Raw genomic sequence first — 24,487 nt, 5'->3', positions numbered from 1 at the left:
CGTCAAGGGATGTGACTGCGGATGGTACGGGTGGTGCGGTGAATTGGTATGAACGCGTACATACCCCGCACACGGCATGATGGAGCGAGAGATGGCCTGCATCGAGGCCGTTATGCAGAATCAATCGCGAGTTGCACCACCGCACGTAACTCCACACTTGGCGCGGCGGCACAATCATCTCCGGGATCATGCTTCTTCAAACAACCCGGCACTCATCCACCTAAAGCCTAATGATGCGGAAACTCCGAACGCGGTGTCGGCGTCGCCTTCACCTTCGTGTATTGGAACACGGGCAGCGCCTTGATCGCCGCCTTCGTGGCGCCGGCCAGCACTAGCTTGCCATCCGTATAGTCCAGCTGTTCGACCGGAATGGCGACGTCATGATGCGATACGCCGAGGAACTGATTCGCCGCGACGATAGCAAACGAAACGGACCGGTCGGGTGCGACGATAATGTCGTGGATAACGCCGACTTTTTCGCCATTCTCGTTGTACACCGCCTTGTTGAGCACCGACTTCTTGACGCTCCACCCAAGGATAAGATCCGTCGACTCCGTGACGCTGACACCGAGAGGCTGCGTGCCCGCAACTTGCGCGTACGAATACGAAGAGATCATGCCCAACGAGGCGGACATCATCGCTAATGCGGCGATCTTTGATTTCATGAAGTCCTCATAAAATATTGTTCGTCTAATCGATGGCGGAAGTAAAGCGTCTTTATTAAAGTCCACAAAAATCGAAAAGTAAAGAATCAAACTCCTTGAACAGCATGAGATGTCATCTGTAGTTGACGCACGTGATGGAATAGTCGAATTCAGCCATCGCCGATGAAAACGAAGAAGATCGTCTTTCTAATAAGGAATGCGGTGCGATTCCGAACAATATCTCCCTCGGCGTGTGCACGCCGGCGCCAATATGGTGAACAGATGCACGCTTTGGCGCTCTGCGAGAGAACCCAGCACAAAAAGTGGAAGACGTTTTCGTCCCGCACCGCCGTCAAACAGGCACTCTCGCATGCGTGCCGCGCAACCACTCTTCGAGCAGAGGCGGTGCCATCGGCCGTCCCAGCAGATAGCCTTGCAGCACCGGACACCCGTGGTCGACCAGGAACTGCCGCTGCGTTTCGGTCTCCACACCTTCGGCGACGACCTTGATATTCAGGCTCTCGCCGATGCGCAATACAGTCGATGTCAACGCTCGCGCCGAGTCGCTGTGATCGAGATCGCGCACGAAGCTTCTGTCGAGTTTCAGTTCATCGAGCGGCAAGCGGTGAAGATAGCCGAGGCTCGAATAACCGGTGCCGAAATCATCCAGCGACAGTTGCACGCCCAGCCGGTGAAGCTCGTCGATCATCAACAACACACCGGGCTCGTCGCTCAGCATCACGCTTTCGGTCATCTCGAGCGTCAGATCGCGCGGCTGCAATCCGTGCGCGAGCAAGGTCTGCGCAACGCGGTCGGCGAGCGTGCAATCGCGGAAGTCGCTGGCTGACAGATTGATCGACACACGCGGGATACTCACGCCTTGTGCACGCCAGGCAGCCAGTTGGCGGCACGCCCGCTCCATCACCCATTTGCCCAGCTCGCCGATCAATCCGCACTCCTCCGCCAGCACGACGAAGCGCACCGGCGGCACAGTGCCCAGTGTCGCGTGATTCCAGCGCAGCAGCGCCTCTACGCCGCTGAGCGTGTGTCCGTTCGCGGCATCGAATTGCGGCTGATACCACAGGTCGAGCAGATCGTGCTTCAGCGCAATGCGCAGGTCCGCCTCCAGCATGGCCTGCTCCTGAATGTTGCGGCTCATCTCTTCGCGGAAAAAACTGAAGCCGCCGCGGCCTTGCGCCTTGGCCTGGTACATCGCGATGTCTGCCTGACGCAGCAGCGTCAGCACGTCCCGGCCGTCTGCGGGATACATCGCGATACCGATGGTGGCGCTCGTATGGATCGACGCGCCGGCGACGATAATCGGCGGCGCAGCCGCGGCGAGCAGGCGCTTGACGATGCTCGTCGCCTGTTGCGCGCCACAATGCGGCAGTACCGCGACGAATTCATCGCCAGCGAGACGACCAAGCAGATCGCCGTCCCGCAGCACGGCTTTGAAGCGGCGGCCGGTCTCGCAGAGCACCTGGTCACCCGTTGCATGGCCGCGGGTGTCATTCACCCGTTTGAACCGGTCGAGGTCGATGAACAACAAGGCCAGATCGCTCCCGGCGCGGCGTGCATCGTTGACGAGTTGTTTTGCCTGAACCTCGAACATATTGCGATTCGGCAAGCCGGTCAGCGTGTCGTGAAACGCCAGCTGATGGATGCGCATGCGTGCTTTTTCGCGCTCGAGCAGCAGTGCGCAAAGACTCAGCCCCATGTCCACGAGGCTCTGATGGAATGCCACCGGGCCGTGATTGTCGCGGTAGTAGAACGCGAATGTGCCGAGCACCGAACCGTCGGCGCCCTTGACCGGATACGACCAGCACGCCGCGAGTCCTAGCGGCTGCACCAGATGACGATAACCGGTCCACAACGGATCGCTGGCGATATCCGTCACCACGACCGGCGTGCCTCGCCAGGCGGCGGTGCCGCACGAGCCGGCGCAGGGGCCGATCGGCTCACCGTCTATCGCGCGGATTGCCGCAGCGGGCAAGCGCGGCGCGGCCAATGTGAAGAGCCGCCCCTGATCGTCCACGCGCAGAAACGTCGCTATGATTTCGGGCGCGATGCGCTCCACTTCGCGGCATAAGATTCCGGCGACCTCGGTCGCGGGCAATTCGCGCGCCATGGCATCGAGCACCTTTTGCTGGAGCTCCTCGCGCATTCTCGTCAGCGTGATATCGGTCAGCATCGCGAGCATGTTGACCGGCACGCCCGCGCTGTCCCTGACGACGGTGATGCCCGCGCTGATCCACAGCGGTGTGCCGCCCTTCGTGTACACGAGCAGGTCCTCGCGCAGCGACTCACTCGCCATCGGCGGCTGGCGCGCCATGGACTGCAAGCGTGCGACTGTCTCCAGGTTCGTGTGCAGACCGGTGAAGGGTTCGAAAAGGCGCTTGCTTTGGACTTCGGCAAGCTCATACCCCAGCATTCTCGTGAGGGCGCCGTTGATAAACGAAATCGTGCCGTCGAGGCCGGCCACGATAATCGCGTGATCGCTGCCGTTCAGCACCATCGAAAGTTGCTGCCATTCTTCGCGCTGCCGTTGCTGATCCGTCACGTCCTTGATGAAAGCCGCGCGAAATGTGCGCCCATCAACTTTGAACGCATGCACCGACATCACGCCGCGCCGCGTTGCGCCATCGTTACGCTCGATCTGCAGGTCTGATGTGATGCCGTCGATGTCGCCGGCCTGCGCAGCGTGGTCGGTCGATTGAAACCCTCGCGGCAGCAGCGCCACGGCATCGCGGCCGAGAACCGCCGCGGCGGTCAGACCCCACAGCGCTTCGGCCGCCGGATTGAAGAATCCAATCGTGCCGTTCTCGTCCACCAGCACGATCGCGTCCGGCATCTGTGCCAGCGCCTGCACGAGAATTCTGGCTGTCTGAGCTTGCGCCATCGTCTTCGTCCTTTGCCGTTCCTATTGTTCCCCAGCAGGCACCGCTCTCGCCCGAATCCGCGTGTCGGCTTTGCGCCTCGCAGCCGGTCGACGGGGCGCCCCCGCGCCGCCGTTCAACGAGAGTAATGCAGCCGCGAAGAGAACGCCATAACGCATGCTGATAACCGGCAAAAGCGTTTACCCGAACCCTTCGAAGAAAATCGCGACGGCGTGCCCATTTTCTGCGTTCGCATAAGTGTGAAAACGAAAGTTCACGGACTCAACGATGACGGCTGAACCGGCTGCCAACGCTCTGGCCCCAACATTTGTATTCCGTGGCAGTAGGGGAAGGCATCGACAACTTGACGAACGAACCTGAGACCCTGTCGTGTCATTTCACACTTGGCTTCTTTTCGCCACGGCCTATCTTGTCACGACGATTTCACCTGATCCCAACATTCTTCTCGTCGTTCGCAACACGGTTCGGTATGGCAGCGGTGGTATAGCGTCGACCATCGCTGGAAATCTGGCGGCTCAACTTGTGGTTGTCCTGTTGGTCGCGTTGGGGGTTGAGACGATTTGAGTAGCATTGCCCGCGTTGTTTGTCGGCATGAAGGTGGTTGGTTCTGCTTATCTTATCTATCTTGGCGTCAGGCAATTGCAGGGATCTACTCGCTCGGCGTGAAAAAGATCCACCATAAACTTGGCGCAAGCAAATGGGTCACCGTGAGAAACATCGAACTCGTCACGCAGGTCGCCCAGTTGAGACTCGCGTTCGCCACATTGAAGCCGGGCTTCGCAAGTTGCTCGGAGCTTTAGAAGACCCATTCGCAGAACACACTCACCAGCGTTACGGCGATGAGGCCGATCGCCGCGCCCGGGGTCGGCTCAAGCATGAACCCGACGATCACGCCGGCAAAAATGGCGAAGTACTACCGCGCATGTTAAGCAAGGCCTTCGGGAGCGGAAATGACCGCAATCACGACCACGATCACGACCACAAGAGGTGCAATGCCTTTCCAGAAAGCAGTCATGGATGCTCCCCTTGGCAACAACGTCCGATGTGCTATTGTTTATAAGACCTTTTGGGTGGTTTCGCCAGCGTGGCGCGAGTGCCGCGCAAGGACAGTGCGAGAAGATGGTTTGCCTGAGCATTGAAGGACGCCAACTCGAGGCCCCGGCCAATTGCTCGATCCTGCAGGCGTTCATCCATGCAGGCGAGACACTGGTCGAGGGTGTCGGCTGCATGGGCCAAGGGGTATGCGGCTCGTGCCGTGTCATGGTCCGGCGCAGCGGCGAGCAGGAGGTGAAAACCGAGCTTGCTTGCGAGACCCTGATCGAAGACGGTATGCAGGTCGCATTCCTCGATTACTTCACCACGTCCGCACGTCATGTCTATCGCATCGAAGACATCAGCGACAGTTGGCAGACGTTGCGCGCGATCTCCGAGATATTCCCCGAGGCGTCTCATTGCCGCCACTGCAACGGCTGCGATCGCGCATGTCCGAAGGGACTGGATGTCCAGCTCGGCGTGAGTCTCGCCGTGGACGGCCAGCTCACCGCGTCGGGTGCGGTGTTCGACGAATGCGTCATGTGTAACCTCTGCACGCTCGCCTGCCCTGAACATATCAGGCCGAATCATCTCGGCCTGTTCGTGCGAAGAACGGTTGCAGCGCTGACGCTGCGGCCGGCCAATCTCATGCGGCGTCTGCATCAGATCGAAAGCGGTGAGATGAAGATCGATTTCGATGCGCCGGGCGCGCAGCCGCCGCGCTGAGGGAATCGAAAGAACATGTCCATTGGCATTCCTTACGACGCAGCACGCAAGCGCTACCATCCCGGTGCAATGCCCTCGCTACGCAGCGACGCCATGTCCGTCGATGAACTGCTCAAAGGCTATCACCCTGACCACGGCAGCGACGCACACGTTGCACTGAGCGTCGGCGTGAATCGCGGCGCGCCCTGTCAGCGGGATCTCGCGCGCTATCTTCAAGCCAATGCGCTGATCGACGACGTCGACATCGCCGGCGCCCAACTCGTGACCACCGACGTGCTCGTGGTCGGCGGCGGAGGCGGCGGATGCGCTGCGGCGCTCACCGCGGCCAGGCAAGGCGCGCGCGTGATGCTCGCGACCAAGCTGCGGCTCGGCGACAGCAACACCGTGATGGCCGAAGGCGGAATCCAGGCCGCGATCGGAGAGGACGACAGCCCCCAACTCCATTTCGAAGACACGCTGCGCGCCGGACACTTCTGCGGCGAGCCTGAACTCGTGGCGCAGATGGTGATGGACGGCCCTGATGTGATTCGCTGGCTGATCCAGCTCGGCATGATGTTCGACCAGGAGGAAGGGCAGCCCATCGGCGGCAACCTTCTGCGCAAAAAGCCTGGGGGCGCATCGGCCGCGCGCATTCTCTCCTATCGCGACTACACCGGCCTGGAGATGATGCGTGTGCTGCGCGAGGCGGTGGATCTCGATCCGGACATCGATGTATGGAACCGCTGCCCCGTAGTCGAATTCCTGTCCGACGAACGGGGGCGCTGCGCGGGGGCCGTGATCTACAACCTGGAATGGCGCACCTTCACGCTGGTGCGCGCGCATGCTGTGATCCTCGCGACCGGCGGCGCCGGACGGCTGCACCTCCATGCTTTCCCGACGTCCAACCACTACGGCGCGACCGCCGACGGCCTCGTGCTCGCCTATCGAATCGGCGCGTCCTTGCGCGAACTCGACTCGTTCCAGTACCACCCCACCGGCATCGCCTATCCGCCTCACCTGGTGGGCGGACTCATCTCGGAAGCGGCGCGCTCCGCCGGCGCCAGGCTGATCAACGGCGAGGGTGAGCGCTTCGTGGACGAACTCAAGCCACGGGACATCGTGGCATCGGCGATCCTGCGCGAATGTGCGCAGGGACGCGGAATCGAACGTGACGGCCGGATCGGCGTCTTCCTCGACACACCGACGCTCGAACGGGAGAACCCCGGCATTCTGGAGAAACGCCTCGTGACGCTGCGCCATCTCGCGCACAAATGTGGTCACGATGCGGCGCAGGAGCCCTTCCTCGTCTACCCGACCCTCCACTATCAGAACGGCGGCGTCGCGATCGATAAGGACGGCACCACCAGCGTGCCCGGCCTGTATTGCGTCGGCGAGGTCACGGGCGGCATTCATGGACGCAACCGGCTGATGGGCAACGCGCTGCTCGATATCCTGAGCATGGGACGCCGTGCCGGAGCCTCGGCGGCGCAAACGCGGGGACGCGTCGTGGCGAGCCGCGCGGGCATCGGCCATGTTCACGCCTGGCAGCGGGAACTGACCTTGGCCGGTCTGCCTTTGCACGTGAAGGCACCGCAGCTTTTCCCGGACTACGCTCATTTCGATCTGCGAGTCGATGCCGGCCTGCGCGCGAGCGCGCAGGCGGACCTGCCGAGCGGCATCCGCTGATGCGATCCACGGAGCGCGACGATGCAAGCACTGAATCAGGTTCTGCTGAGAGACGATATCCGGGTCGGCGCGGACCTCGATGCCTGGCTTGCGCGCGGCGGCGGGGAAGGACTCGCCAGGGCGCTGCACGAGCCGGAAGCCATCATCGCCGAAATCGCCGAGGCGGATTTGCGCGGCATGGGGGGCGCCGGCTTCGCGACCCATCGCAAATGGACACCGGTCGCCGCCGCCCGTGAAGGCGACAAGTACATCATCTGCAATGGCAACGAAGACGAGCCTGGCACGTTCAAGGACCGCTTCCTTCTCGAACACACGCCGCATCAGGTGATCGAGGGCGCGCTGATCGCCGCGGCGGCTACCCGTGCGAACCACGTGGTTCTCTACGTCAATCCGCATCAGCCGCTCTCTCTCGCGGCGACGTGTCAGGCGGTGCAGCAGTGGCAACAGCACGCCTTGTTCGTTGCGCTCGAGCAGCGGGTCGGCGGCCCCGTGACACTTCGCGTCTTGCCCAGTTCCGGCTTGTATATCGGCGGTGAGGAAACCGCCGTGATCGCAAGCGTGGAAGGCGGATTTCCGTTTCCACGTCGCAAACCGCCTTTCCCCGCCGAGGCGGGCGTGCATGGCGTGCCGACCATCGTCAACAACACGGAGACACTCGCGCACGTACCGGGGATTCTGCGCCATGGCGCACAGTGGTACCGCGATCTCGGCATAGGGAACGCAGCCGGAACCAAGCTGTACTCGCTCTCGGGCGATGTCCTGCATCCCGGCCTGTACGAATTGCCCATGGGGACGAGCCTCGCGTCGCTCGTCTTTCAGCATGGCGGCGGCATGTTGCAGGGCAAGGAATTCAAGGCGGTCTTTACGGGCGGCCCCTCCAATACCTTGCTGACGAAGCGCGACCTCGACGTGGCGTTGGACTTCGACTCGGTGCGGCAACGCCATTCGCGTCTCGGAACCGGTGCGATGATCGTCGTATCGGAAGGCAGCAGCATCGTGCGCAAGGTCGCCGAATACGTGAGCTTCTTTGCCCAGGGTTCCTGCGGGCAGTGCCCGCCCTGCAAAGGCGGGACGTTCCAGCTGATGCGGCTTCTCAACCGGCTCGATACCGGTCGCGCCGTGCGCGCCGATCTCGAGGCGTTGGAGAATTTATGCCGGATCCTGCCGGGAAGCGGACGTTGCGGTTTGATCGACGGCGCGGTGACGGTGGTGGAAAGTTCCGTCAACCAGTTCCGGGAAGAGTATGAGGCGCTTCTGATGGCGTAGACCGAAATCAGACTTGACGTCGTGCTGCCGTCTTAAACAAAAGCAGCATTCCAAAGTGATGCCGCCGTTCGCGGAACGCGAGGCCAAAGCAAGGTCAGCAGGGTGATTGGGTCCGCACGAAAAAACAATTGATAACAGTTGCCTGACAGATCCGGCCATCCGACCTAATCTGATAGCGGGAGGTCCAAACGAATCCCGGGATAGGACGATTACCGAGTCCCCCTTACCGCACGCGCACCACGCCGTCATTACGGCACTTCACTACCCGGCCGCCACTCACCTGGCTGACCGTTCGTCCCTCAACGATCAATTCACCGCCTGACAAATCGAACAGGGGAGTTGCCATGACGACATGGATTGCACGACTGCTGAGTGCCAGCCTCGTCGTCGGCTTGTTGGGGGGCTGTCACAAGAAAGCGGATGAGCAACCTCAGGCGCAGGTTCAGGCTCCGGCAGCCTCGGCGGCAGCCCAACCCGCTGCCCCGGCCTCGGCAGCGGCGCCCGCACCGCCACTGGCCGCCTCGGCCGCTCCAGCTCCAGCGTCCGAAGCCCAGCCTCAGGCTCGGCAATACCCGCCCGAGGAACTCGAAGCACTCGTCGCACCGATCGCACTCTATCCCGATTCACTGCTGTCTCAGGTCCTCATGGCGTCGACGTATCCGCTCGAAATCGTGCATGCCGCACGTTGGGTCAAGGAGCACCCGGACCTCAAGGGCGACGCTGCGGTGAAAGCGGCCCAGGACCAGCCGTGGGACGTCAGCGTCAAGTCGCTGGTTGCATTTCCTCAAGTGCTGGTGCCGATGAACGAGAAGCTCGACTGGACCCAGAAGCTCGGGGATGCGTTCCTCGTCCAGGAAAAGGATGTGCTCGCCGCCGTGCAGCGATTGAGGGTCCGCGCGCAACAAGCCGGGAACCTGACGACGAACCCGCAACAGAAGGTGATTGTCGAACCGCCCGCGGCCGGCAACCAGGGCGGGCAAGCGGCTCAAAACGCACAACCCGCTCAAGGCGGGCAAGCGGCTGCGGCGCCGCAGAATATCGTGCGCATCGAACCCGCCGACCCGCAGGTGATCTACGTGCCCTCCTACAATCCGACGACCGTGTATGGCGGCTGGAGCGCTCCGGCCTACCCGCCGACCTACTGGCCGCCGCCTCCGGCGTACTACCCTGGCGCCGCCCTCGCTAGCGGACTCGCATGGGGGGTGGGGATCGCCGCTGCGGGGGCGATCTTCGGCAATGCCAACTGGAACAATGGCGACGTCAACGTCAACGTGAACCGGGCGACGAACATCGACCGCAACTTCGACCGCACGAAGGTAGAGAGCGGCAAGTGGCAGCATGACGCGCAGCACCGGCAAGGCGTCGCCTACCGCGACACTGCGACACGCGAGAAGTACTCGCGCGGCGTACAGGGCGCCGACGCACGCAGCGACTATCGCGGCCGCACCGGCGCCGCGGCCGAGCGCACCAGCGTGGCCGATCGAAGCGCGACGGGCAACCAGGGAGCCGCCAACCGCACGGAACGCGCGAATAACGCGAATGCTGCGAACCGGGCCGGTGGTGCGAATGCCGCCGGCTCAGGCAACCGGGCCGGCACGGCGGAGCGCGGCGGCGCAGCCGGTAATCGCGCTCAAACGGCAGACCGTAACGCCACAGCCGGCAATCGCGCTCAAACGGCAGACCGTAACGCAGCAGCCGGCAATCGCGCTCAGGCTTCAAATCGAAGCGCGGCAACGAGTGAGCGCACCCAAACGTCCGCTCGTGCCAGTGCAACGACCGCTCAGGCCGCGCCCAGGGGCGGCGGCTACTCAGGCGGGGGCCGCGACTCGGCATTCCAGGGCGTCGGCGGAGGCGCGGCCGCGCAGCGCGACGCCAGTCGCGGGCGAGCGAGCGTGCAGTCCTCAGGCTTTAGCGGTGGTGCGGGTGGAGGTGGAGGTGGAGGTGGAGGCGGAGGCGCACGCGGCGGCGGCGGCGGCGGTGGTGGTGGCGGCCGGGGCGGCGGCGGGCGGCGTTAAGGAGAACAACCATGAAGAAGGGACTACCGGGTATCAGGTTCGCGCTCGCTGGGTTCGCAAGCTCGATGACCCTCTTGCTGGCCCTCGGCCTCGCATCGACGCCGGTGATGAGCGCGCAGAAGTTCTTCCAGACGCCTGAAGCGGCGATGAACGCGTTCGGAACGGCAGTGACCAACAACGACCAGGAAGAACTGAAGGCATTACTCGGTGACGATTTCCGCCGTGTGATTCCGCCGATGGGGGCAGAGATCCGAGACAAGTTCCTGAGCGCGTGGCAGACATCCCATTCGATTCAGGCGACCGACAGCGACCATGCCCTGATCGCAGTGGGTCACGACGGCTGGACTCTCCCCATTCCGCTTGTCAAAACGTCGCAGGGCTGGCAACTCGACATGCGCGCGGGCGCTGATGAAATGCGTGTTCGCCGCATCGGACGGAACGAGCTCGCCGTGATCCAGACGATGCTCGCCATCTACGATGCCCAGCGGGACTACGCATCGACCTATCACGACGGCAACAAGGTCTACGTCTACGCCGACAGGTTCGACAGCCGGCCGGGCAAGCACGACGGACTCTACTGGCCGACCGCTCCCGACGCGGCACCGAGCCCCCTTGGGGCCGCCTTCATGGCCGCTGGCACCCGCAATACGACGGAGGCCGGCTACTACGGCTATCACTACAAGCTGCTCCGCGCACAGGGTAAGCACGCGCCGGGCGGTGCGTACGATTACATGGTGAATGGCCGGCTGTTCGGCGGTTTCGCCATCATTGCCTGGCCAGCCCGTTACGGGGAGACAGGCATCAAGAGTTTCATGGTGAGCCACAACGGCAAGGTATACGAACGGGACCTGGGCCGGGACGGCCCGAAAAAGGCTGCGGCAATGACGTCATTCGATCCGGGACCAGGGTGGGAGACAGTGCCTCCGTGAGTGCACGCATTGCCGCTGGAGACGCGGCAACCGGCAGGCTCTTTTTCAGAAGCCCCCTCCCTATAAGGGCGGGTTGCCGATGGCTGAGCGTTCAAAGGAACAGCTGCATCGGGCAGTCCTTTTTCTTCAACGCGCTTGTGGTCGAAAACAGGCTGCAATGTCTGTAGCCGTTTCACGGGAGGTCATACCATGTCTAAAGCGGCCCGTCGCTTCAGCGGCCTGGTAGTCGCCATGCTTCTAACTGCTTCGACTGGCGCGTCCTGGGCAACGGAGCAGGCACAGCAACGCCGCGCCGGGCGTGATGTTCGCCAGAATACCCGCCAGGGCTCGCGACACACGAAACAGGATTGCGGCGCCGCCAATCAGCAAAGCAACTCGCAATGCCGGCAGGACAAGCGGCACACCAAGCAGGGAGGACGGCAGACAGCCCGGGATATCAAGTATTGATGGCCGGGCTGATCTATCCATCATGACGATTCATCCCGTCGTTTGATGTTTCCTCAGATACCCGAGACTCCCTACCCACGACGACTTTTTCAATAGAGTCGCCGCGCCCGGCCTTTGGAGCCAGCGCAGGACGTAGCGATGCTGCCGCTCGGCCGGTCCAGCGAAATTCAGTTCCGACAGGGCCAATGACGGCCCCCACAGGTATGCGTAGAATTCAGAAAGCGCAGAAATCCCGCCCACGCCCGATTCAAAACCATCGATCCCCGCTCCGGCGCCCACGCCGCACGCTCTTCGCTACATGACCGACCTCTTCAGCTCCACCCCACGTGCGCCGCTAGCCGAACAGCTTCGCCCCGAGTCCCTCGACGAAGTCGTGGGTCAGTCCCATCTGCTGGGTGCAGGCAAGCCGCTGCGGCTCGCGCTCGATTCGAACCGGCTGCATTCGTTCATTCTCTGGGGCCCACCGGGTGTCGGCAAAACGACGATCGCGCGGCTTGCCGCGAAGGCGTTCGATCATGAGTTCATCGCCGAATCGGCGGTCGCCGCCGGCGTCAAGGAGCTCAGGGAGGCCGCCGCGCACGCGCAGCAGGTGCTCGACCACCATGGCCGCTCGACGGTTCTGTTCCTCGATGAAATTCATCGCCTCAACAAGAGCCAGCAGGACGCGCTGCTTCCCCATGTGGAAGTGGGCCGCCTCACGCTGATCGGTGCGACGACGGAGAACCCGAGCTTCGAGGTCAACAGCGCGCTGCTGTCGCGCGCACAGGTGTATGTGCTCAAGCCGTTATCCGATCGCGAGTTGTGGGAGCTGTTTGCGCGCGCCCGTCCCCGTTTGGGCGAACTGGCGTTCGAGGACTCCGCTGTCGAAGCGATCATCGGATTCGCCGACGGCGACGGTCGGAAATTCCTGAACCTGCTGGAGCAATTGGTCAACGCGGCCACGGCGGCACGCATCAAACGTATCGACAGCGACTTCGTCGGGACGGCGTCCGCCATCACCACGCGACGTTTCGACAAAGGCGGCGAAGCGTTTTATGACCAGATTTCGGCGCTGATCAAATCGGCCCGCGGCTCCGATCCGGATGCCGCGCTGTACTGGATGGCGCGCATGATCGATGGCGGTGTCGACGTGCGCTATCTGGCCCGCCGCATCATCGTGCTGGCGAGCGAAGAAGTCGGCAACGCGGACCCGCGAGCATTGGAAGTTGCCGTGAACGCCGCTCAAGCGTATGAACGCCTCGGCTCGCCCGAGGGCGAACTTGCGCTGGCGCAAGCCCTCGTCTACGTCGCGGTGGCGCCGAAGTCGAATGCGGTCAGCGTCGCGTGGCATCAGGCGTTGAGTTTCGTGCGTGCCGACCGCACGCGTGCGGTTCCGCTGCATTTGCGCAACGCGCCGACGCAACTGATGAAGGACCTCGGCTACAAGAAGGACTACCGCTACGCTCATGACGAACCGGATGCGTACGCAGCGGGAGAAAAGTACTTTCCGGAGGACATGCCCGAGCAGCGGTGGTATCAGCCGGTACCACGGGGCCTCGAAAGCAGGATTGGCGAGAAGCTCGTTCGGTTGCGCGAACTCGATGAGCAGGCGCGCGATCTGGAGAAGGGCTAGTGCGGGTGAATGAAACCCGGCGTGAGTGCGGCAGAACGCCGGGGAAAATCCCAGAACCTTTAGCAGCGTGATGCCGGATCTGGAGTTTGGGCATACCGCATTCAAACTGAATGCGCGAAAGTGTCGCCAACAATGACAAGCCGGCCGGCTATGTCGGCTTGCGCACCCGCGACGCTTTCGCCGCACTCGTTTGCCCGTTTGAAAGCGCATTGCGCATATAACGATGCGTGCAAGGGCGCTTCCGATGCAAAAGCATCTGCAGGCAATGCGCAATGAGTCAGCGCTGGAAAACGGTGATTAACTCATGAGCGGATCGGGATTGAACAAAGCGCGCTCACCGCATGAGAGTAGAGATTAAATAACGCGCTTATTGTCCCGACGTATGCGCCCGCAGAAACGCCACATAACCATTCTGCGTCTTGAGGATCTTCTCGGCGCACTCGTCATAATCCGAACCCTTCGCGCCGTCCGCTCCGTACATGCCGCGGCACTGTGCAAAGAGCGTAAGCGTCGCACCCGCGCCTTTCACATCGCGGCTCGCTGAAAATGCGGCGTCGCCCGAGCCGGAGGGTACGTCGGTTTCGATCGCGACCGCGTCCGCGCGTCTCACATGCGTGTCGGAATGCTGCTCGATGTAGCGTTTGGTCAGCGCCCACGCCGTGTCGCAGTTCTCCGCATCACAATTGACCGTCGCATTGCGCTGGGCAGCAGCCAGACTGGTTTCGTTATAGAGAAATTGCTCGGCTTGCTTCGCCTGCTTTTCAGGCGACGAGCAACCGGCGAGTACAAGCGCAACAAGCACAGAAGCAGCGATCTTTTTCACGAGTCAAACCTCTTAAGCCACGTTCGAGCGCGATTATAGCTGTGCGCCGGAAGTGGTCGCCGGTTCGCTTGCACGCTTTGCGCGAACGTTAGCGAACGCTCAGCGCAGGAAGAACGGCCACCCATCGCACGCATTGGACATCACGCACGAACCACGCTCACGCCGGCGGCCTCCAGCGGCGCGGTCAATCCCGCATCGGTCGAGCGCTCGACCACCACGGTCTGTGCAAGCGTCACGTCGCCGATGGCATAAGCCGACGCCGCGTTGAGCTTTTCCCTGGTCGCAAGAACGATAGTCTCCGCAGAACGCGCGGCAAGCGCACGTTTCACGTAGGCCTCTTCGAGATCGCCGGTGCTGAGTCCCGCTGTGGGATGAACACCGGTCACGCCCATGAAGTAGAGGTCGGCGTGGATATGTGACATCGCCTCGATGGCGGCTGCGCCAACCGTCACGATCGAATGTTTGTAGAGCCTGCCGCCGATCACGATCACTTCGATCGACGGGTGTTCGGCCAGCGCGACGGCAATCGTGGGGCTGTGCGTCACGACCGTCGCCGACAGCGAGGACGGGATGTGCCTGACGAGTTCGGCGCAGGTCGTCCCGCCGTCGATGATCACGATCTGTCCGGGCTCGATCATCGCTGCCGCGGCCATGCCGATCGCGCGTTTGCCCGACGACTCCAGCGTGCGCCGCTTCGAAAAAGAAGCGACAGCCGACGATGCGGGCAGCGCGCCGCCGTGAACCCGCTGCAGCGAGCCCTCGGCGGCGAGTTCGCGCAAGTCGCGCCGGATGGTGTCCTCCGACACGCCGAACTGCACGGCGAGCGGCGCCGCGAGCACCTGCCCGTCCCGGGCAAGCCATTCGAGGATGGTTTTCTTACGTTGGCTGGTCAACATAGCTTTGCACGTTTTTTCTTGATATTACACGAAAATGCACGATATCATCAATGCCACTAATCCGCCGAGGAGGAGCCGGCCATGGCTGCCACGCAAGACCGTGTACGCATCATCGATACGACCGTGCTGTCCGACGACTGGTACGTGCTGAAGAAAACAACGTTCGAATTCCTGCGGCGCGACGGCACGTGGCAGCGGCAAACGCGCGAAACGTACGACCGGGGCAACGGCGCGACGCTGCTGCTGTTCAACCGTGCGAGAAAAACCGTGGTGCTGACCCGGCAATTCCGCTTGCCCGCGTTCGTCAACGGTCACGACGGGATGATGCTGGAAGCCGCGGCGGGTCTGCTCGAAAAGGCGTCGCCGGAAGAACGCATTCGTGCCGAGGTGGAGGAAGAAACCGGCTACCGCGTGCAAGACGTGCAGAAAGTCTTCGAGGCTTATATGAGCCCCGGCTCGGTGACGGAGAAGCTGCACTTTTTCATCGCCGAATACGATGCCGGGAAGCGGGTCGGCAACGGCGGCGGAGTGCAAACCGAAGGTGAAGACATCGAGGTCGTCGAGCTGGCGCTGGAAGAAGCTTTGGCAGGCATGCGCCGTGGCGACATCGTCGATGCCAAGACCATCATGCTGCTGCAATTCCTTGCGCTGCGCGAACTGGCGGAGCAGCGTCCACAGTGACGCCGCGGCTCGTCCTCGTTGCCGACCCTTGTTGCACTTAGACCGACTTCACTTCCCCGCCATCCATCCTCAACGTCGAGCCCGTCATCCAGTGAGCGGCGGGCGAGACGACGAACGCCATCAACCCGGCGATCTCCTCCGGTGTGCCATAGCGCGCAATGCCCGCTTCGGCAGGAAACTTCTCCGTTGCTTCTTCGACGGTCATGTCGTGCAGCGGCGCCCAATGCTCCAGATAGGAGCGGCGCCGGCCGGTCATCACCGGTCCCGGCAGGACGCTGTTGACCTGCACGCCATCGGTAATGCCACGCTCCGAGAAAGCTTTCGCGAGCGCGACGATCGCCGCGTTGATCGTGCCCACTGCCGCATACGGCGCCTTGGGAAACAGCGCCGAGTTGCCCGACATCAACACTACCGATCCACCCGTCTTCTTCAACGACGCCCATGCCGCCATCGTCAGACGCCGCGCGCCGTGCAGCTTCAGTGCGAAGCCGCGCTCCCATTGCTCGTCGGTCATGTCGAATACGTCGAGCTGCGGCACGGCGCCCGCGATGTTGAGCAACGCGTCGATCTTCCCGAACGCGGCGAGCGTTCGATCGACCACTTGCTGTGCAGCCTCGGGGGCGGAGAGATCGAGATCGACGACGAGCGCTTCGGCGCCGGCCCGCCTGACCTCGATCGCGACCTGATCGAGGTTCTCCCGATTGCGCGCGACGATCACGACCGACGAGAAGTCCCGCGCCAGCCTGATGGCGGTCGAGCGACCGATTCCCTGGCTTGCGCCCGTGACAATTGCGACTCTGCTAGCCATTTCCACTCTCCTGAATTCAAGAACACACGAATGGCGGTCAAACAACGACGACCATCTTTCCACCGGCCTCGTTGGCTTCCATCACGCGATGCGCTTCGTGAATCTCGTCGAAACCGAATACGCGCGACGGCTTTGCATCGAGGCGACCGGCGGCCACGTCTTCGGCAATCTTTGCAGCGGCACGTCGGCAAGCGCAAAGCCTGGCGTGCCAAACACGAAGCTGCCGAAGAACGTCAGATAGACGCCGCTCGCCATTTGCAGCAGCGGATTGAAATCCACAATCGGATCGAGTCCGCCGAGCCAGCCCGCGAGGCAAGCCCGACCGCCTCGCCGCAGCATCGCGAGCGAGTCGAGCACGGTGCTATTGCCGACGAGATCGAGCACGGCGTCGATCGGCGTCGCCCCGGCGATCCGCTTCGACAGATCAGCCCCTTCCCTCTCGACACGCGATGCGCCCATCGCTTCGAGCATCGCGGCACGCGCCGGGTTGCGGGTCGTCGCGATCACGTTTGCGCCCGCGTTCACCGCGAGTTTCAGTGCCGCCTGTCCGAACGACGACGTCGCACCTCGGATGACCAACGTCTGCCCCTGCGCAATCTCCAGATTGCGGAACAGACACGTCCACGCGGTGGCATACGTTTCAGGAATCGCGGCGAGCTCCGCCCACGACAGATCAGCCTCGATCAGCGCGACGTTGGAGGCCGGCGCCCGCGTGTATTGCGCGTAGCTGCCGTTGATGGTTCGGCCGAGACCGCCCATCAGCGCGGCGACTTTGGCGCCAACCGGAAACTCGCCGCCGGGACACGACTTCACCACCCCCACACATTCGATGCCGCTGACCTTCGCGGCTTCCGCCCATTCTCCGCGCCGCATATGCATCTCGGCGTGATTGATCCCGAAGCCCTTGATTTCGATGACCACGTGGCCCGCCAATGGCTCCGGTTCCGGCAACTCCGTATAGACGAGGCTATCAAGACCGCCGAACTTCTCGAGCACGATTGCCCGCATGACTGCTCTCCTGACAATGGGGTGATCCGGCTATCTGCGCTGAGCCTGTGCGTACACCGTTCAGCGAGTGAGGAAATCCGAAATGGCCGCGGCGATCTCGCTCGCGTGCGTCTCCAGGGCGAAATGGCCGGTATCGAAGAAGCGCACGTCCGCGTCGGGCAAGTCACGCTTGAATGCCTCTGCTCCAGCGGGCAGGAAGAACGGATCGTGCTTTCCCCACACCGCGAGAAACGGTGGCTGATGCGTGCGGAAATACTGCTGGAACGACGGATACAGCGCGACGTTGCTTCGGTAGTCGCCGAACAGATCGAGCTGGACTTCGTCCGCACCCGGCCGGCTCAGATAGAACTCGTCGAGCGAATAACCGTCCGGCGATACGGCCGCCGCGTCAGGAACGCCGTGCGTGTATTGCCAGACCGTCGTTTCGTGCGTGAGCATGCCGCGCAGCGCTTCGCGATTGGCGCGAGACGGCTCCTGCCAGTACGCGCGGATCGGATTCCAGCCGTCGCTCAAACCCTCTTCATAAGCGTTGCCGTTCTGCGATATCAACGCCGCAATCCGCTCGGGATGCTTGAGCGCCAGACGAAAGCCAGTCGGTGCGCCGTAGTCGAACACGTACAACGCAAAGCGATCGAAGCCGACTACTTCAGTGAAGCGATCGATCACGTTCGCCATGTTGTCGAACGTATAGGCGAAGCGATCCCGTGACGGCATGTCCGACTGTCCGAAGCCAGGCAGATCGGGCGCGACGATATGAAAACGCTCGGCGAGCTTCGGAATCAGATCGCGAAACATATGGCTCGAACTCGGAAAGCCGTGCAGAAGCAGCAGCTTCGGCGCACCGGGACGGCCGGCTTCACGATAGAACACCTTGAAGCCGTCGACGTCGGCATGGCGATAAGAAATAGACGACATGGTTTTTCTCCACAAATGAACGGGAATGAGCGGCTAACTCGACTGCGTGACTCGATCGCCAGCGCTTTCAACGCGCCGACACGGCCCGTGAGGCTTCGACGATGAGGTTGGTCACGGCGTCGGGCGCCGTGATAATCGGCGAGTGGTCGACCTCGCACGAACGCACTTCGGCGCTCATGCGGCGTGCCATGAAATGTTGGGTGTCAGGGCTGATCATCCGGTCCTGTTCCGCGACAAGGAACCAGCTCGGCCGGTCTCTCCAAAGCGGGCGCTCGACCTTTTTGCCGATGCACGCCGCCGCGATCGGACGCTGAACCGCGGCGAGCAGCGCCAGTTCCTGCGGCGCCGCGTGCTGCGCGAACGCGGAGGCGAACGCGTCTTCCGGCAGCCATATCAGGCCATGCGCGTCAGGCGCCAGACTCGGCGCTTGCGGATGCGCCGCGCCGCGATAGAACACGTCGGCCACCGTTTCCCCTTCATCGGGCGCAAGCGCGGCCACGTAGACCAATGCCGCGACGTTTGCCGCGCGGGTCGATCCGATCACCGCTCCCGCATACGCATGGCCCGCCAGCACGACAGGACCATCGATCCGTTCGAGTGTGCGATCGAGCGCGGCCACGTCGTCGTTCAGCGACGTCAGTGGCAACGGCGCCGCGACCGCGTTCACGCCCTGCTCTCTCAAACCATGGATCACCTTGCTCCAGCTCGATCCATCCGCCCATGCGCCGTGCACCGGCACTACGTTCAGCTTGCCCGAAGACATGTTTCACTCCTCTGAAGAAAAGTCGACGCTACCCATCTTCGATGTCGCTTCAACCGCGACGATATGTAACCGTCTTAATGCGGTTATTTAGGTTACTCATTCGACAAGTAACTTGTCAACAGCATTTTTACTGGTTACACTTTCTTCATCCTGTTTTGCTTGCGTGACGAGATGGACTACCACCCGATTCCCCCGATATTTGTGGCCGACGCGCCCGGCCTCGATTTCCTGAACTCGGTTGCAACGCCGGTGGACGAGGAAGTCGACTGGATCAGCGACGGCGCCGGTCTGCTGGCCTGGCTGGAACAGGCCGGGCTGGTGCCGCCGGCCGCACTTGCGGCAATCCGCGCGCAGGCCACCTCCGCCGAGCTCGATGCCGTGGCGGCCCAGGCGCGTTCGCTGCGCGAGTGGTTCAGGGGCTTTGTCCAGAAGAGGAAGGGACGCTCGCTGAGCGCGAAAGACCTGCGTGAGCTCGGGCCGCTGAATCAGCTGCTCGAACGGGACGAGCAATACGGCGAAATCGTGGCGAGCACCGTAGACGGCGCGACGAGCTTTGAATTCCGCGCGAATCGCCGCTGGAAATCGGCGGAGTCGTTGCTGATGCCGCTCGCGGAATTGCTCGCCAGGCTGGTGTGCGAGGAAGACTTCACGTACGTGAAAGCGTGTGAAGGTCCGCGCTGCACGTTGCTCTTCGCCGATCACACCCGGGGCCACGCGCGCCGCTGGTGCAGCATGGCGATCTGCGGCAACCGCGCGAAGGTCGCCGCCCACCGGGCGCGGCTCAGGGAACAGAAGAACGGCTGACGACGCGGGCACGGCACCCAAGCGGATCGCCTGAGCGCGATTGCTGCAAACGCGAGCGGAGCTTGGCGCAGTCAGCGTGTGGCTGGGTCCGCCACTGACGCTGCAGGAGCGCAGGCCGCTAACCCGTATTCGCCTTTACATGACCAGGCTCGACCGGCGTCTTGCTCATTCAGGGAGGGTGCTATGCGCGAAGCAAAGGTAACCCCGGAACGGTTGACTGCGTTCTCAGACGCCGTGTTCGCCGTGATCGTGACCGTCATGGTGCTGGAACTCAAGGCGCCCGAGGAACCGGCGTTTTCGGACCTGTGGCCCTTATGGCCGATGGCCGTCAGCTATGCGGTGAGCTACGTATTCATCGTCATTATCTGGATCAACCATCATCACCTGATGAGGTTCGCCGGCGCGCCGACGCTGGGGTTCATCTGGATCAACTTCACCCATCTCTTCCTGGTCTCGCTGCTGCCCTTCGCCACCGCGTGGGTCGCGCGCACGCAACTCGCGTCGGCTCCCGTGGCGTTTTATGCGGGACTGTTCGTCTGCATCGACATTGCGTACAACATCTTCGAACACCGCATCCTGTCCGGTGCGGATACGGGCCAGCGGCCCGCGCGCGCACGTCGCGCGGCGCGGTCCCGGTCATTGGTCGTGCTCGCGGGCTTCGCGGTCGCCATGCTGGTTGCCATCGTCGCGCCGCGCATCGGCTTTGGGCTGATATGCGGGTCATTGATGCTTCACTTGCGGCCCGATGTTTCGGGTCGCCGCTCGTGAGCGGTTTCACAAATCGATGACCACGTCGCCAACCGGTTGTGAGCAGCAAACGAGAAGGTTACCGCTGGCAGGCTTGTCGAGCGGCTCAGGTCCATAGGTCACCTCCCCCGATATCAGACCGCACTCGCAGTTGTGACAGACACCTGTGCGGCACGACCAGCGCACCGGGACATCGCATGCTTCGGCCAGTTCGAGAACGCTTTGATAGACCGACGCATCCCAATGCACCGCGATGCCGCTGCGTGCGAACGATATCAACGGACCCGTGTTGGCGTCTTGTTCCGGCAGATGCGGCGCGCGCGCCGCATCCCCGACGATGCCCGGATTCAGCGATTCGCTGCCGTTGAAGAGTTCGACGTGAATCCGTTGCGGCGCGACGCCGAAGTTGGCGAGCGCTTCTTTCATGTCGGCCATGAAGCGGGACGGTCCGCAGATGTAGACGTCCGCATCCCGCGAGACACCGACCTCGTCGAGAACGGCCCGCGAAAGATGACCGGCCGTGTCGAAATCCTCGCCCAGGCGATCCTGTGCCGCTGGCGCGCTATAGCAGACATGGCTGCGCCCATGAGCGAGCGCGAGCACGAGCTCGCGGGCTTCGCCGGCGAACGGATGATGCTGCCGGTCGTGCGCCGCGTGAAGCCACAAGACCTGCCGCATCGAGCGCGCTGACGACAGCGCGTGCAGCATCGCCAGCACCGGCGTCGCTCCGATCCCCGCGCTGACGAACACGACGGGGCCGTCTCCCGGCTGCAGAACAAAGCTTCCGCGCGGCGCGCTGACGTCGAGCACGTCGCCCACCCGAACATGCTGCCGCAAGTAGCTGCCGGCCACGCCGTGCGGCTCCGTCTTCACGCTGATCCGATACTGCTGCGTCGAGAGGTCGCCCGACAGCGAATAGCTGCGAAAAAGTGGCGGGCCACCTGCTGCCGGTCGAAGGCGCAACACGACGTACTGGCCAGGCAGCGCCGCGCGCAGCGGCCGGCCATCGACGCTCCTGAACGTCAGCGACATGACGTCGGCGGACTCCTGCCCGATCGCCGCGACGGTGAGCGCGTTGAATCCCGCTTCGACCGGATGCGAAGCGGCTGCGGGCGCAAGCCCGGCATTGCCGACCGTCGTGCCTGTCGCGTGGCTTTGCAGTAGCGCCTCAAACGACCACCGCCATCCCGGCGACAGCGCCTCGATCCGCAACGCGCGTTCGAGCCGGTCGCGCGGATGATCGGGTGAATAAAGGAGCGCGTTGGCTTCGGCGACCGTCATTCGCTCGCGCGCCTCGCCCACTTTCACGATCTCGTCGCCGGCGCCCACTTCGCCCTCCCGCAGCACGCGCAGGTAGAAGCCCGGCCGCCCGCTGGATGTCAGCAGAGCCGGCATCCGGGGTTCGTTCATCCGGATGCCCACGCGATAGCACGTCACCCGAGGCTGCGTCACCTCGAACAGTGCGCCGCCGATCTGATAACGGTCGCCGATACACACGACGGCATCGGGCATACCTTCGATCGTGAAGTTCTCGCCGAACTGTCCGTACGCGAGATCCGTCCGTTGCAGCTGCTCCTGCCAATAGCGGCTCGATTCGATCTGATAGACGAAGACGGCGCGTTGCTCACCGCCGTGTCCCGCGAGGTCGCCCTGTCCGTCTCCTGCGAGGTTCAACCGGCCGGCCCAACAGCGCCCCTGCACCGGGTTCTTCCAGATGCCCGTGTGCACGGTGCGGCCCTTCCAGGCGATATTGCGCGGAAGTCCGACGTTGACCGATAGCAGTCGAGCCATATTCATTCTCCACAGTCGCAAGAGCGCGTTCGTGAATGTTCGCTCACAGCCGTTTGCGTGCCGCAAGCACTTCGTCGACGGTCAGTTCGCGGTCGGGGCCGTGTGGAATCACTGTCTGCCCCGGTTCGAGATGGAGCCGGTTCGTTCAACCGGTACTAGCGAAGTTCCGGCGAATTGGAACGCTCAGCGATGGCGCACGCGATGACCATGGTGATGCCATTTGTCGGGTATGTAAACGCTTTGCTGGCCGAGGGCGCGGTTGGCACGATGCTCCGTCTTCGCGGCGCAATCTGAACTCATGCACCCGGTGCTCCCGTAGGAGCGGATTGGCAGGCCCGTCAACAACCAGCGCCGTTGCATATCGGGCCGCGATTGGCGTGGCCGACAAGCTGTATGATGGCGGGCTCGCGCCGGAGCGAAAGCCCGCGCGGGCGGCCCGCGCAGCAGATCGCGCACAGCCCGCCGCGGTTCCACGGTGCCAACCTATCCATTCACGACGACCCAGAGGACGACTCGCCATGACGGCCGCAACGCAATTCGATCAGGTTTCCATTATCAAACGAGCCAACGTCTATTTCGACGGCAAGTGTGTTTCGCACACCGTGCTCTTCGCCGACGGCTCGCGAAAGACGCTTGGCGTGATCCTGCCCGGCGCGCTCAACTTCGGCACCGACGCGCCGGAACTCATGGAAGTGCAAGCCGGCCGGTGCCGCATCCACCTCGAAGGCAGCGACGAGTGGAAAACGTATGGCGCAGGTGAATCGTTCTCGGTGCCCGGTAAGAGCCGCTTCGATATCGACGTGGTCGAAACGCTCGATTACGTTTGCAGCTATCTGTAAAGACCGATGGACGCGCGGCGTCCGTTGCCGCGCGCGATTTTGCGCGCGGGTGGCGGTATTGAAGCCGTGCGTTAGTGGCCAGGATGGACGGGGCGGCGTTGGGGTTCACCTGGACAACTCGTACGTCTGAACAACGGTCGTTCACACCCCATCGGCGGATGACGGTGCAGGGCATTCACAAAAGAGCATTCGCCCGTTACAATGGCGCCCCCTTGCCCAGGTGGCGAAATTGGTAGACGCACTATCTTGAGGGGGTAGCGCCGAAAGGCGTGCGGGTTCAAATCCCGCCCTGGGCACCAGAGAATGTTCCGGCAAGATCCGGGAAAGACCGAAGACCCCCGCCCGACATGGGTTTCGGGGGTTTTTTGTTGCGGCTGCAGTTCCATCTGACACGTGGACAGCCTGTGGTAGGTCGTGGCATTTCTGGTGGTGTTTGACGAGCATTGACGGTGTTTCCTTCATCATCCCGCGAGAGGCTTGTCACGCGGGGCGCTTCTTGGGTCGTTACATCGCCTCCGTACCTAAACGCGATTGATCACCTGCGTGGACATCGTATGGCTCTGGTATGGCTGGGACACGACATAGGAGCGTTGAGGAAAATACGTTCCGCATCGATAGGCGCGGAAAGAGCTTCTGACTCAACTCACAATGAATCCGTAAGTCGTGAAGTTGCAGATAGCATGTGTAGCAAAACCGAGCTCAGTGGCCGAGCCCAAGCGATGGTCGAACGATATGCCGTGGACCTGCTTTCAATGACCTCGGAGATCTCGCGAGTTCTGCGGGTCGGCGGGCGCGCTACCTTCGTGGTGGGCAATTCTTGCCTGAAGGGCGCGTGTATCCAGAACTCTGCAGGCGTAATGCGTGCGGCGGAAATCGCAGGCATGGCCGCATGCAGCGTAGTGGAGCGTGAACTTCCGCAGCGAAGTCGGTACTTGCCGATCACTGATGCTGGGTCGCTTTCGAAGCGGATGCGCACAGAGACCGTCATTACCTTTACGCGGTGATTCACGCGTGGTGCCCATACATACGAGTCACCGCCAAGATTCGTCGGACTGCAGGCGTGACGTGTTGTGGCTCGTCTCTGGAGCCTGTCAGAATTTTAGTGTGCCGAGGTCATGAGACGATAACGGAAACAACGTCCTATGACCGAAGCAACCGTGAACAAGAAGAGCAAGAACC

At 62.6% G+C, this 24,487-nt stretch carries 20 protein-coding genes, 1 tRNA gene and 2 pseudogenes; 13 read left to right on the top strand and 10 right to left on the bottom strand.

Going from position 1 to position 24,487, the window contains the following annotated elements; translation table 11 throughout:
- Positions 1–227: 227 nt before the first annotated feature.
- Together ACZ9H4_RS29910 and ACZ9H4_RS29905 are read right to left on the bottom strand one after the other, a co-directional pair.
- A complete protein-coding gene (locus tag ACZ9H4_RS29910) occupies positions 228–665 on the bottom strand; it encodes a PRC-barrel domain-containing protein (RefSeq protein WP_408140988.1) in 438 nt (145 codons plus the stop codon).
- Positions 666–996: 331 nt separating this feature from the next.
- Complete coding sequence (locus tag ACZ9H4_RS29905) at positions 997–3,543, bottom strand: sensor domain-containing protein (RefSeq protein ID WP_476122345.1); 2,547 nt, start codon at positions 3,541–3,543, stop codon at positions 997–999.
- Positions 3,544–3,910: 367 nt separating this feature from the next.
- Here ACZ9H4_RS29905 and ACZ9H4_RS29900 point away from each other — a divergent pair.
- The 8 genes and pseudogenes from ACZ9H4_RS29900 to ACZ9H4_RS29865 form a co-directional block, all read left to right on the top strand.
- Positions 3,911–4,204 (top strand): annotated as a pseudogene (locus ACZ9H4_RS29900) (LysE family translocator); the annotation flags it as partial.
- 456 nt (positions 4,205–4,660) lie between these two features.
- Positions 4,661–5,299, top strand: coding sequence for a 2Fe-2S iron-sulfur cluster-binding protein (locus ACZ9H4_RS29895; RefSeq protein WP_408152150.1), 639 nt, complete (start codon positions 4,661–4,663; stop codon positions 5,297–5,299).
- 15 nt (positions 5,300–5,314) lie between these two features.
- Complete coding sequence (locus ACZ9H4_RS29890) at positions 5,315–6,964, top strand: FAD-binding protein (RefSeq protein ID WP_408152149.1); 1,650 nt, start codon at positions 5,315–5,317, stop codon at positions 6,962–6,964.
- 21 nt (positions 6,965–6,985) lie between these two features.
- Positions 6,986–8,230 carry an NADH-ubiquinone oxidoreductase-F iron-sulfur binding region domain-containing protein gene (locus ACZ9H4_RS29885; RefSeq protein ID WP_476122343.1) on the top strand — a complete coding sequence of 415 codons (1,245 nt, stop codon included), beginning with the start codon at positions 6,986–6,988 and terminating at the stop codon, positions 8,228–8,230.
- A 344-nt stretch (positions 8,231–8,574) separates the two neighbouring features.
- A complete protein-coding gene (locus ACZ9H4_RS29880) occupies positions 8,575–10,245 on the top strand; it encodes a DUF3300 domain-containing protein (RefSeq protein ID WP_476122341.1) in 1,671 nt (556 codons plus the stop codon).
- Positions 10,246–10,256: 11 nt separating this feature from the next.
- On the top strand, positions 10,257–11,174 hold the full coding sequence (locus ACZ9H4_RS29875; RefSeq protein ID WP_476122339.1) for a DUF2950 domain-containing protein: 918 nt from the start codon (positions 10,257–10,259) through the stop codon (positions 11,172–11,174).
- A gap of 189 nt (positions 11,175–11,363) precedes the next feature.
- Positions 11,364–11,621, top strand: coding sequence for a hypothetical protein (locus ACZ9H4_RS29870; RefSeq protein ID WP_476122337.1), 258 nt, complete (start codon positions 11,364–11,366; stop codon positions 11,619–11,621).
- A 298-nt stretch (positions 11,622–11,919) separates the two neighbouring features.
- A complete protein-coding gene (locus tag ACZ9H4_RS29865; protein ID WP_408140972.1) occupies positions 11,920–13,233 on the top strand; it encodes a replication-associated recombination protein A in 1,314 nt (437 codons plus the stop codon).
- A 367-nt stretch (positions 13,234–13,600) separates the two neighbouring features.
- On the opposite strand, the gene ACZ9H4_RS29860 is transcribed toward ACZ9H4_RS29865, so the two are convergent.
- The gene (locus ACZ9H4_RS29860) at positions 13,601–14,056 is read right to left on the bottom strand and encodes a hypothetical protein (protein WP_476122335.1); all 456 of its coding nucleotides are present in this window, start codon (positions 14,054–14,056) and stop codon (positions 13,601–13,603) included.
- 140 nt (positions 14,057–14,196) lie between these two features.
- On the bottom strand, positions 14,197–14,952 hold the full coding sequence (locus ACZ9H4_RS29855; RefSeq protein WP_476122333.1) for a DeoR/GlpR family DNA-binding transcription regulator: 756 nt from the start codon (positions 14,950–14,952) through the stop codon (positions 14,197–14,199).
- An 81-nt stretch (positions 14,953–15,033) separates the two neighbouring features.
- On the opposite strand from ACZ9H4_RS29855, the gene ACZ9H4_RS29850 reads away from it, so the two are divergent.
- A complete protein-coding gene (locus ACZ9H4_RS29850; protein ID WP_408140967.1) occupies positions 15,034–15,633 on the top strand; it encodes an NUDIX domain-containing protein in 600 nt (199 codons plus the stop codon).
- Positions 15,634–15,670: 37 nt separating this feature from the next.
- On the opposite strand, the gene ACZ9H4_RS29845 is transcribed toward ACZ9H4_RS29850, so the two are convergent.
- The 5 genes and pseudogenes from ACZ9H4_RS29845 to ACZ9H4_RS29825 all read right to left on the bottom strand — a co-directional run bounded on the left by ACZ9H4_RS29845 (position 15,671) and on the right by ACZ9H4_RS29825 (position 19,127).
- Positions 15,671–16,441 (bottom strand): SDR family oxidoreductase, encoded by a 771-nt coding sequence (locus tag ACZ9H4_RS29845; protein WP_476122331.1) that lies wholly within the window; start codon positions 16,439–16,441, stop codon positions 15,671–15,673.
- Positions 16,442–16,478: 37 nt separating this feature from the next.
- Positions 16,479–16,598, bottom strand: a complete 120-nt coding sequence (locus ACZ9H4_RS29840; RefSeq protein WP_476122329.1) for a zinc-binding dehydrogenase — start codon at positions 16,596–16,598, stop codon at positions 16,479–16,481.
- Positions 16,599–16,720: 122 nt separating this feature from the next.
- Positions 16,721–17,314 (bottom strand): annotated as a pseudogene (locus ACZ9H4_RS29835) (zinc-binding dehydrogenase); the annotation flags it as partial.
- 195 nt (positions 17,315–17,509) lie between these two features.
- Positions 17,510–18,364, bottom strand: a complete 855-nt coding sequence (locus tag ACZ9H4_RS29830; RefSeq protein WP_476122327.1) for an alpha/beta fold hydrolase — start codon at positions 18,362–18,364, stop codon at positions 17,510–17,512.
- 67 nt (positions 18,365–18,431) lie between these two features.
- Positions 18,432–19,127, bottom strand: coding sequence for an alpha/beta hydrolase (locus ACZ9H4_RS29825; RefSeq protein ID WP_476122325.1), 696 nt, complete (start codon positions 19,125–19,127; stop codon positions 18,432–18,434).
- 171 nt (positions 19,128–19,298) lie between these two features.
- On the opposite strand from ACZ9H4_RS29825, the gene ACZ9H4_RS29820 reads away from it, so the two are divergent.
- Complete coding sequence (locus tag ACZ9H4_RS29820; protein ID WP_476122323.1) at positions 19,299–19,931, top strand: CGNR zinc finger domain-containing protein; 633 nt, start codon at positions 19,299–19,301, stop codon at positions 19,929–19,931.
- A gap of 183 nt (positions 19,932–20,114) precedes the next feature.
- Positions 20,115–20,699: a TMEM175 family protein gene (locus tag ACZ9H4_RS29815; protein ID WP_476122321.1), complete on the top strand. Its 585-nt coding sequence runs from the start codon at positions 20,115–20,117 to the stop codon at positions 20,697–20,699.
- Between the two features lie 6 nt (positions 20,700–20,705).
- On the opposite strand, the gene ACZ9H4_RS29810 is transcribed toward ACZ9H4_RS29815, so the two are convergent.
- Positions 20,706–22,469 (bottom strand): MOSC domain-containing protein, encoded by a 1,764-nt coding sequence (locus ACZ9H4_RS29810; protein WP_476122319.1) that lies wholly within the window; start codon positions 22,467–22,469, stop codon positions 20,706–20,708.
- Between the two features lie 518 nt (positions 22,470–22,987).
- On the opposite strand from ACZ9H4_RS29810, the gene ppnP reads away from it, so the two are divergent.
- Positions 22,988–23,308 carry a pyrimidine/purine nucleoside phosphorylase gene (ppnP, locus tag ACZ9H4_RS29805; protein ID WP_476122377.1) on the top strand — a complete coding sequence of 107 codons (321 nt, stop codon included), beginning with the start codon at positions 22,988–22,990 and terminating at the stop codon, positions 23,306–23,308.
- A 214-nt stretch (positions 23,309–23,522) separates the two neighbouring features.
- Positions 23,523–23,607 (top strand) — tRNA-Leu (locus ACZ9H4_RS29800).
- The last annotated feature ends 880 nt before the right edge of the window (positions 23,608–24,487 follow it).

Source organism: Paraburkholderia sp. TE9906 (assembly GCF_056279605.1).
This window is presented reverse-complemented; position numbering and strand designations above follow the sequence as displayed.

What these genes read in the sequence shown, in the direction of transcription:
- ACZ9H4_RS29810 (WP_476122319.1), bottom strand. Translation starts at nt 22,469, where the DNA reads ATGGCTCGACTGCTATCGGTCAACGTCGGACTTCCGCGCAATATCGCC.
- ppnP (WP_476122377.1), top strand. Translation starts at nt 22,988, where the DNA reads ATGACGGCCGCAACGCAATTCGATCAGGTTTCCATTATCAAACGAGCC.
- ACZ9H4_RS29845 (WP_476122331.1), bottom strand. Translation starts at nt 16,441, where the DNA reads ATGGCTAGCAGAGTCGCAATTGTCACGGGCGCAAGCCAGGGAATCGGT.
- ACZ9H4_RS29820 (WP_476122323.1), top strand. Translation starts at nt 19,299, where the DNA reads ATGGACTACCACCCGATTCCCCCGATATTTGTGGCCGACGCGCCCGGC.
- ACZ9H4_RS29895 (WP_408152150.1), top strand. Translation starts at nt 4,661, where the DNA reads ATGGTTTGCCTGAGCATTGAAGGACGCCAACTCGAGGCCCCGGCCAAT.
- ACZ9H4_RS29910 (WP_408140988.1), bottom strand. Translation starts at nt 665, where the DNA reads ATGAAATCAAAGATCGCCGCATTAGCGATGATGTCCGCCTCGTTGGGC.
- ACZ9H4_RS29885 (WP_476122343.1), top strand. Translation starts at nt 6,986, where the DNA reads ATGCAAGCACTGAATCAGGTTCTGCTGAGAGACGATATCCGGGTCGGC.
- ACZ9H4_RS29865 (WP_408140972.1), top strand. Translation starts at nt 11,920, where the DNA reads ATGACCGACCTCTTCAGCTCCACCCCACGTGCGCCGCTAGCCGAACAG.
- ACZ9H4_RS29815 (WP_476122321.1), top strand. Translation starts at nt 20,115, where the DNA reads ATGCGCGAAGCAAAGGTAACCCCGGAACGGTTGACTGCGTTCTCAGAC.
- ACZ9H4_RS29905 (WP_476122345.1), bottom strand. Translation starts at nt 3,543, where the DNA reads ATGGCGCAAGCTCAGACAGCCAGAATTCTCGTGCAGGCGCTGGCACAG.
- ACZ9H4_RS29830 (WP_476122327.1), bottom strand. Translation starts at nt 18,364, where the DNA reads ATGTCGTCTATTTCTTATCGCCATGCCGACGTCGACGGCTTCAAGGTG.
- ACZ9H4_RS29825 (WP_476122325.1), bottom strand. Translation starts at nt 19,127, where the DNA reads ATGTCTTCGGGCAAGCTGAACGTAGTGCCGGTGCACGGCGCATGGGCG.
- ACZ9H4_RS29855 (WP_476122333.1), bottom strand. Translation starts at nt 14,952, where the DNA reads ATGTTGACCAGCCAACGTAAGAAAACCATCCTCGAATGGCTTGCCCGG.
- ACZ9H4_RS29850 (WP_408140967.1), top strand. Translation starts at nt 15,034, where the DNA reads ATGGCTGCCACGCAAGACCGTGTACGCATCATCGATACGACCGTGCTG.
- ACZ9H4_RS29890 (WP_408152149.1), top strand. Translation starts at nt 5,315, where the DNA reads ATGTCCATTGGCATTCCTTACGACGCAGCACGCAAGCGCTACCATCCC.
- ACZ9H4_RS29870 (WP_476122337.1), top strand. Translation starts at nt 11,364, where the DNA reads ATGTCTAAAGCGGCCCGTCGCTTCAGCGGCCTGGTAGTCGCCATGCTT.
- ACZ9H4_RS29875 (WP_476122339.1), top strand. Translation starts at nt 10,257, where the DNA reads ATGAAGAAGGGACTACCGGGTATCAGGTTCGCGCTCGCTGGGTTCGCA.
- ACZ9H4_RS29880 (WP_476122341.1), top strand. Translation starts at nt 8,575, where the DNA reads ATGACGACATGGATTGCACGACTGCTGAGTGCCAGCCTCGTCGTCGGC.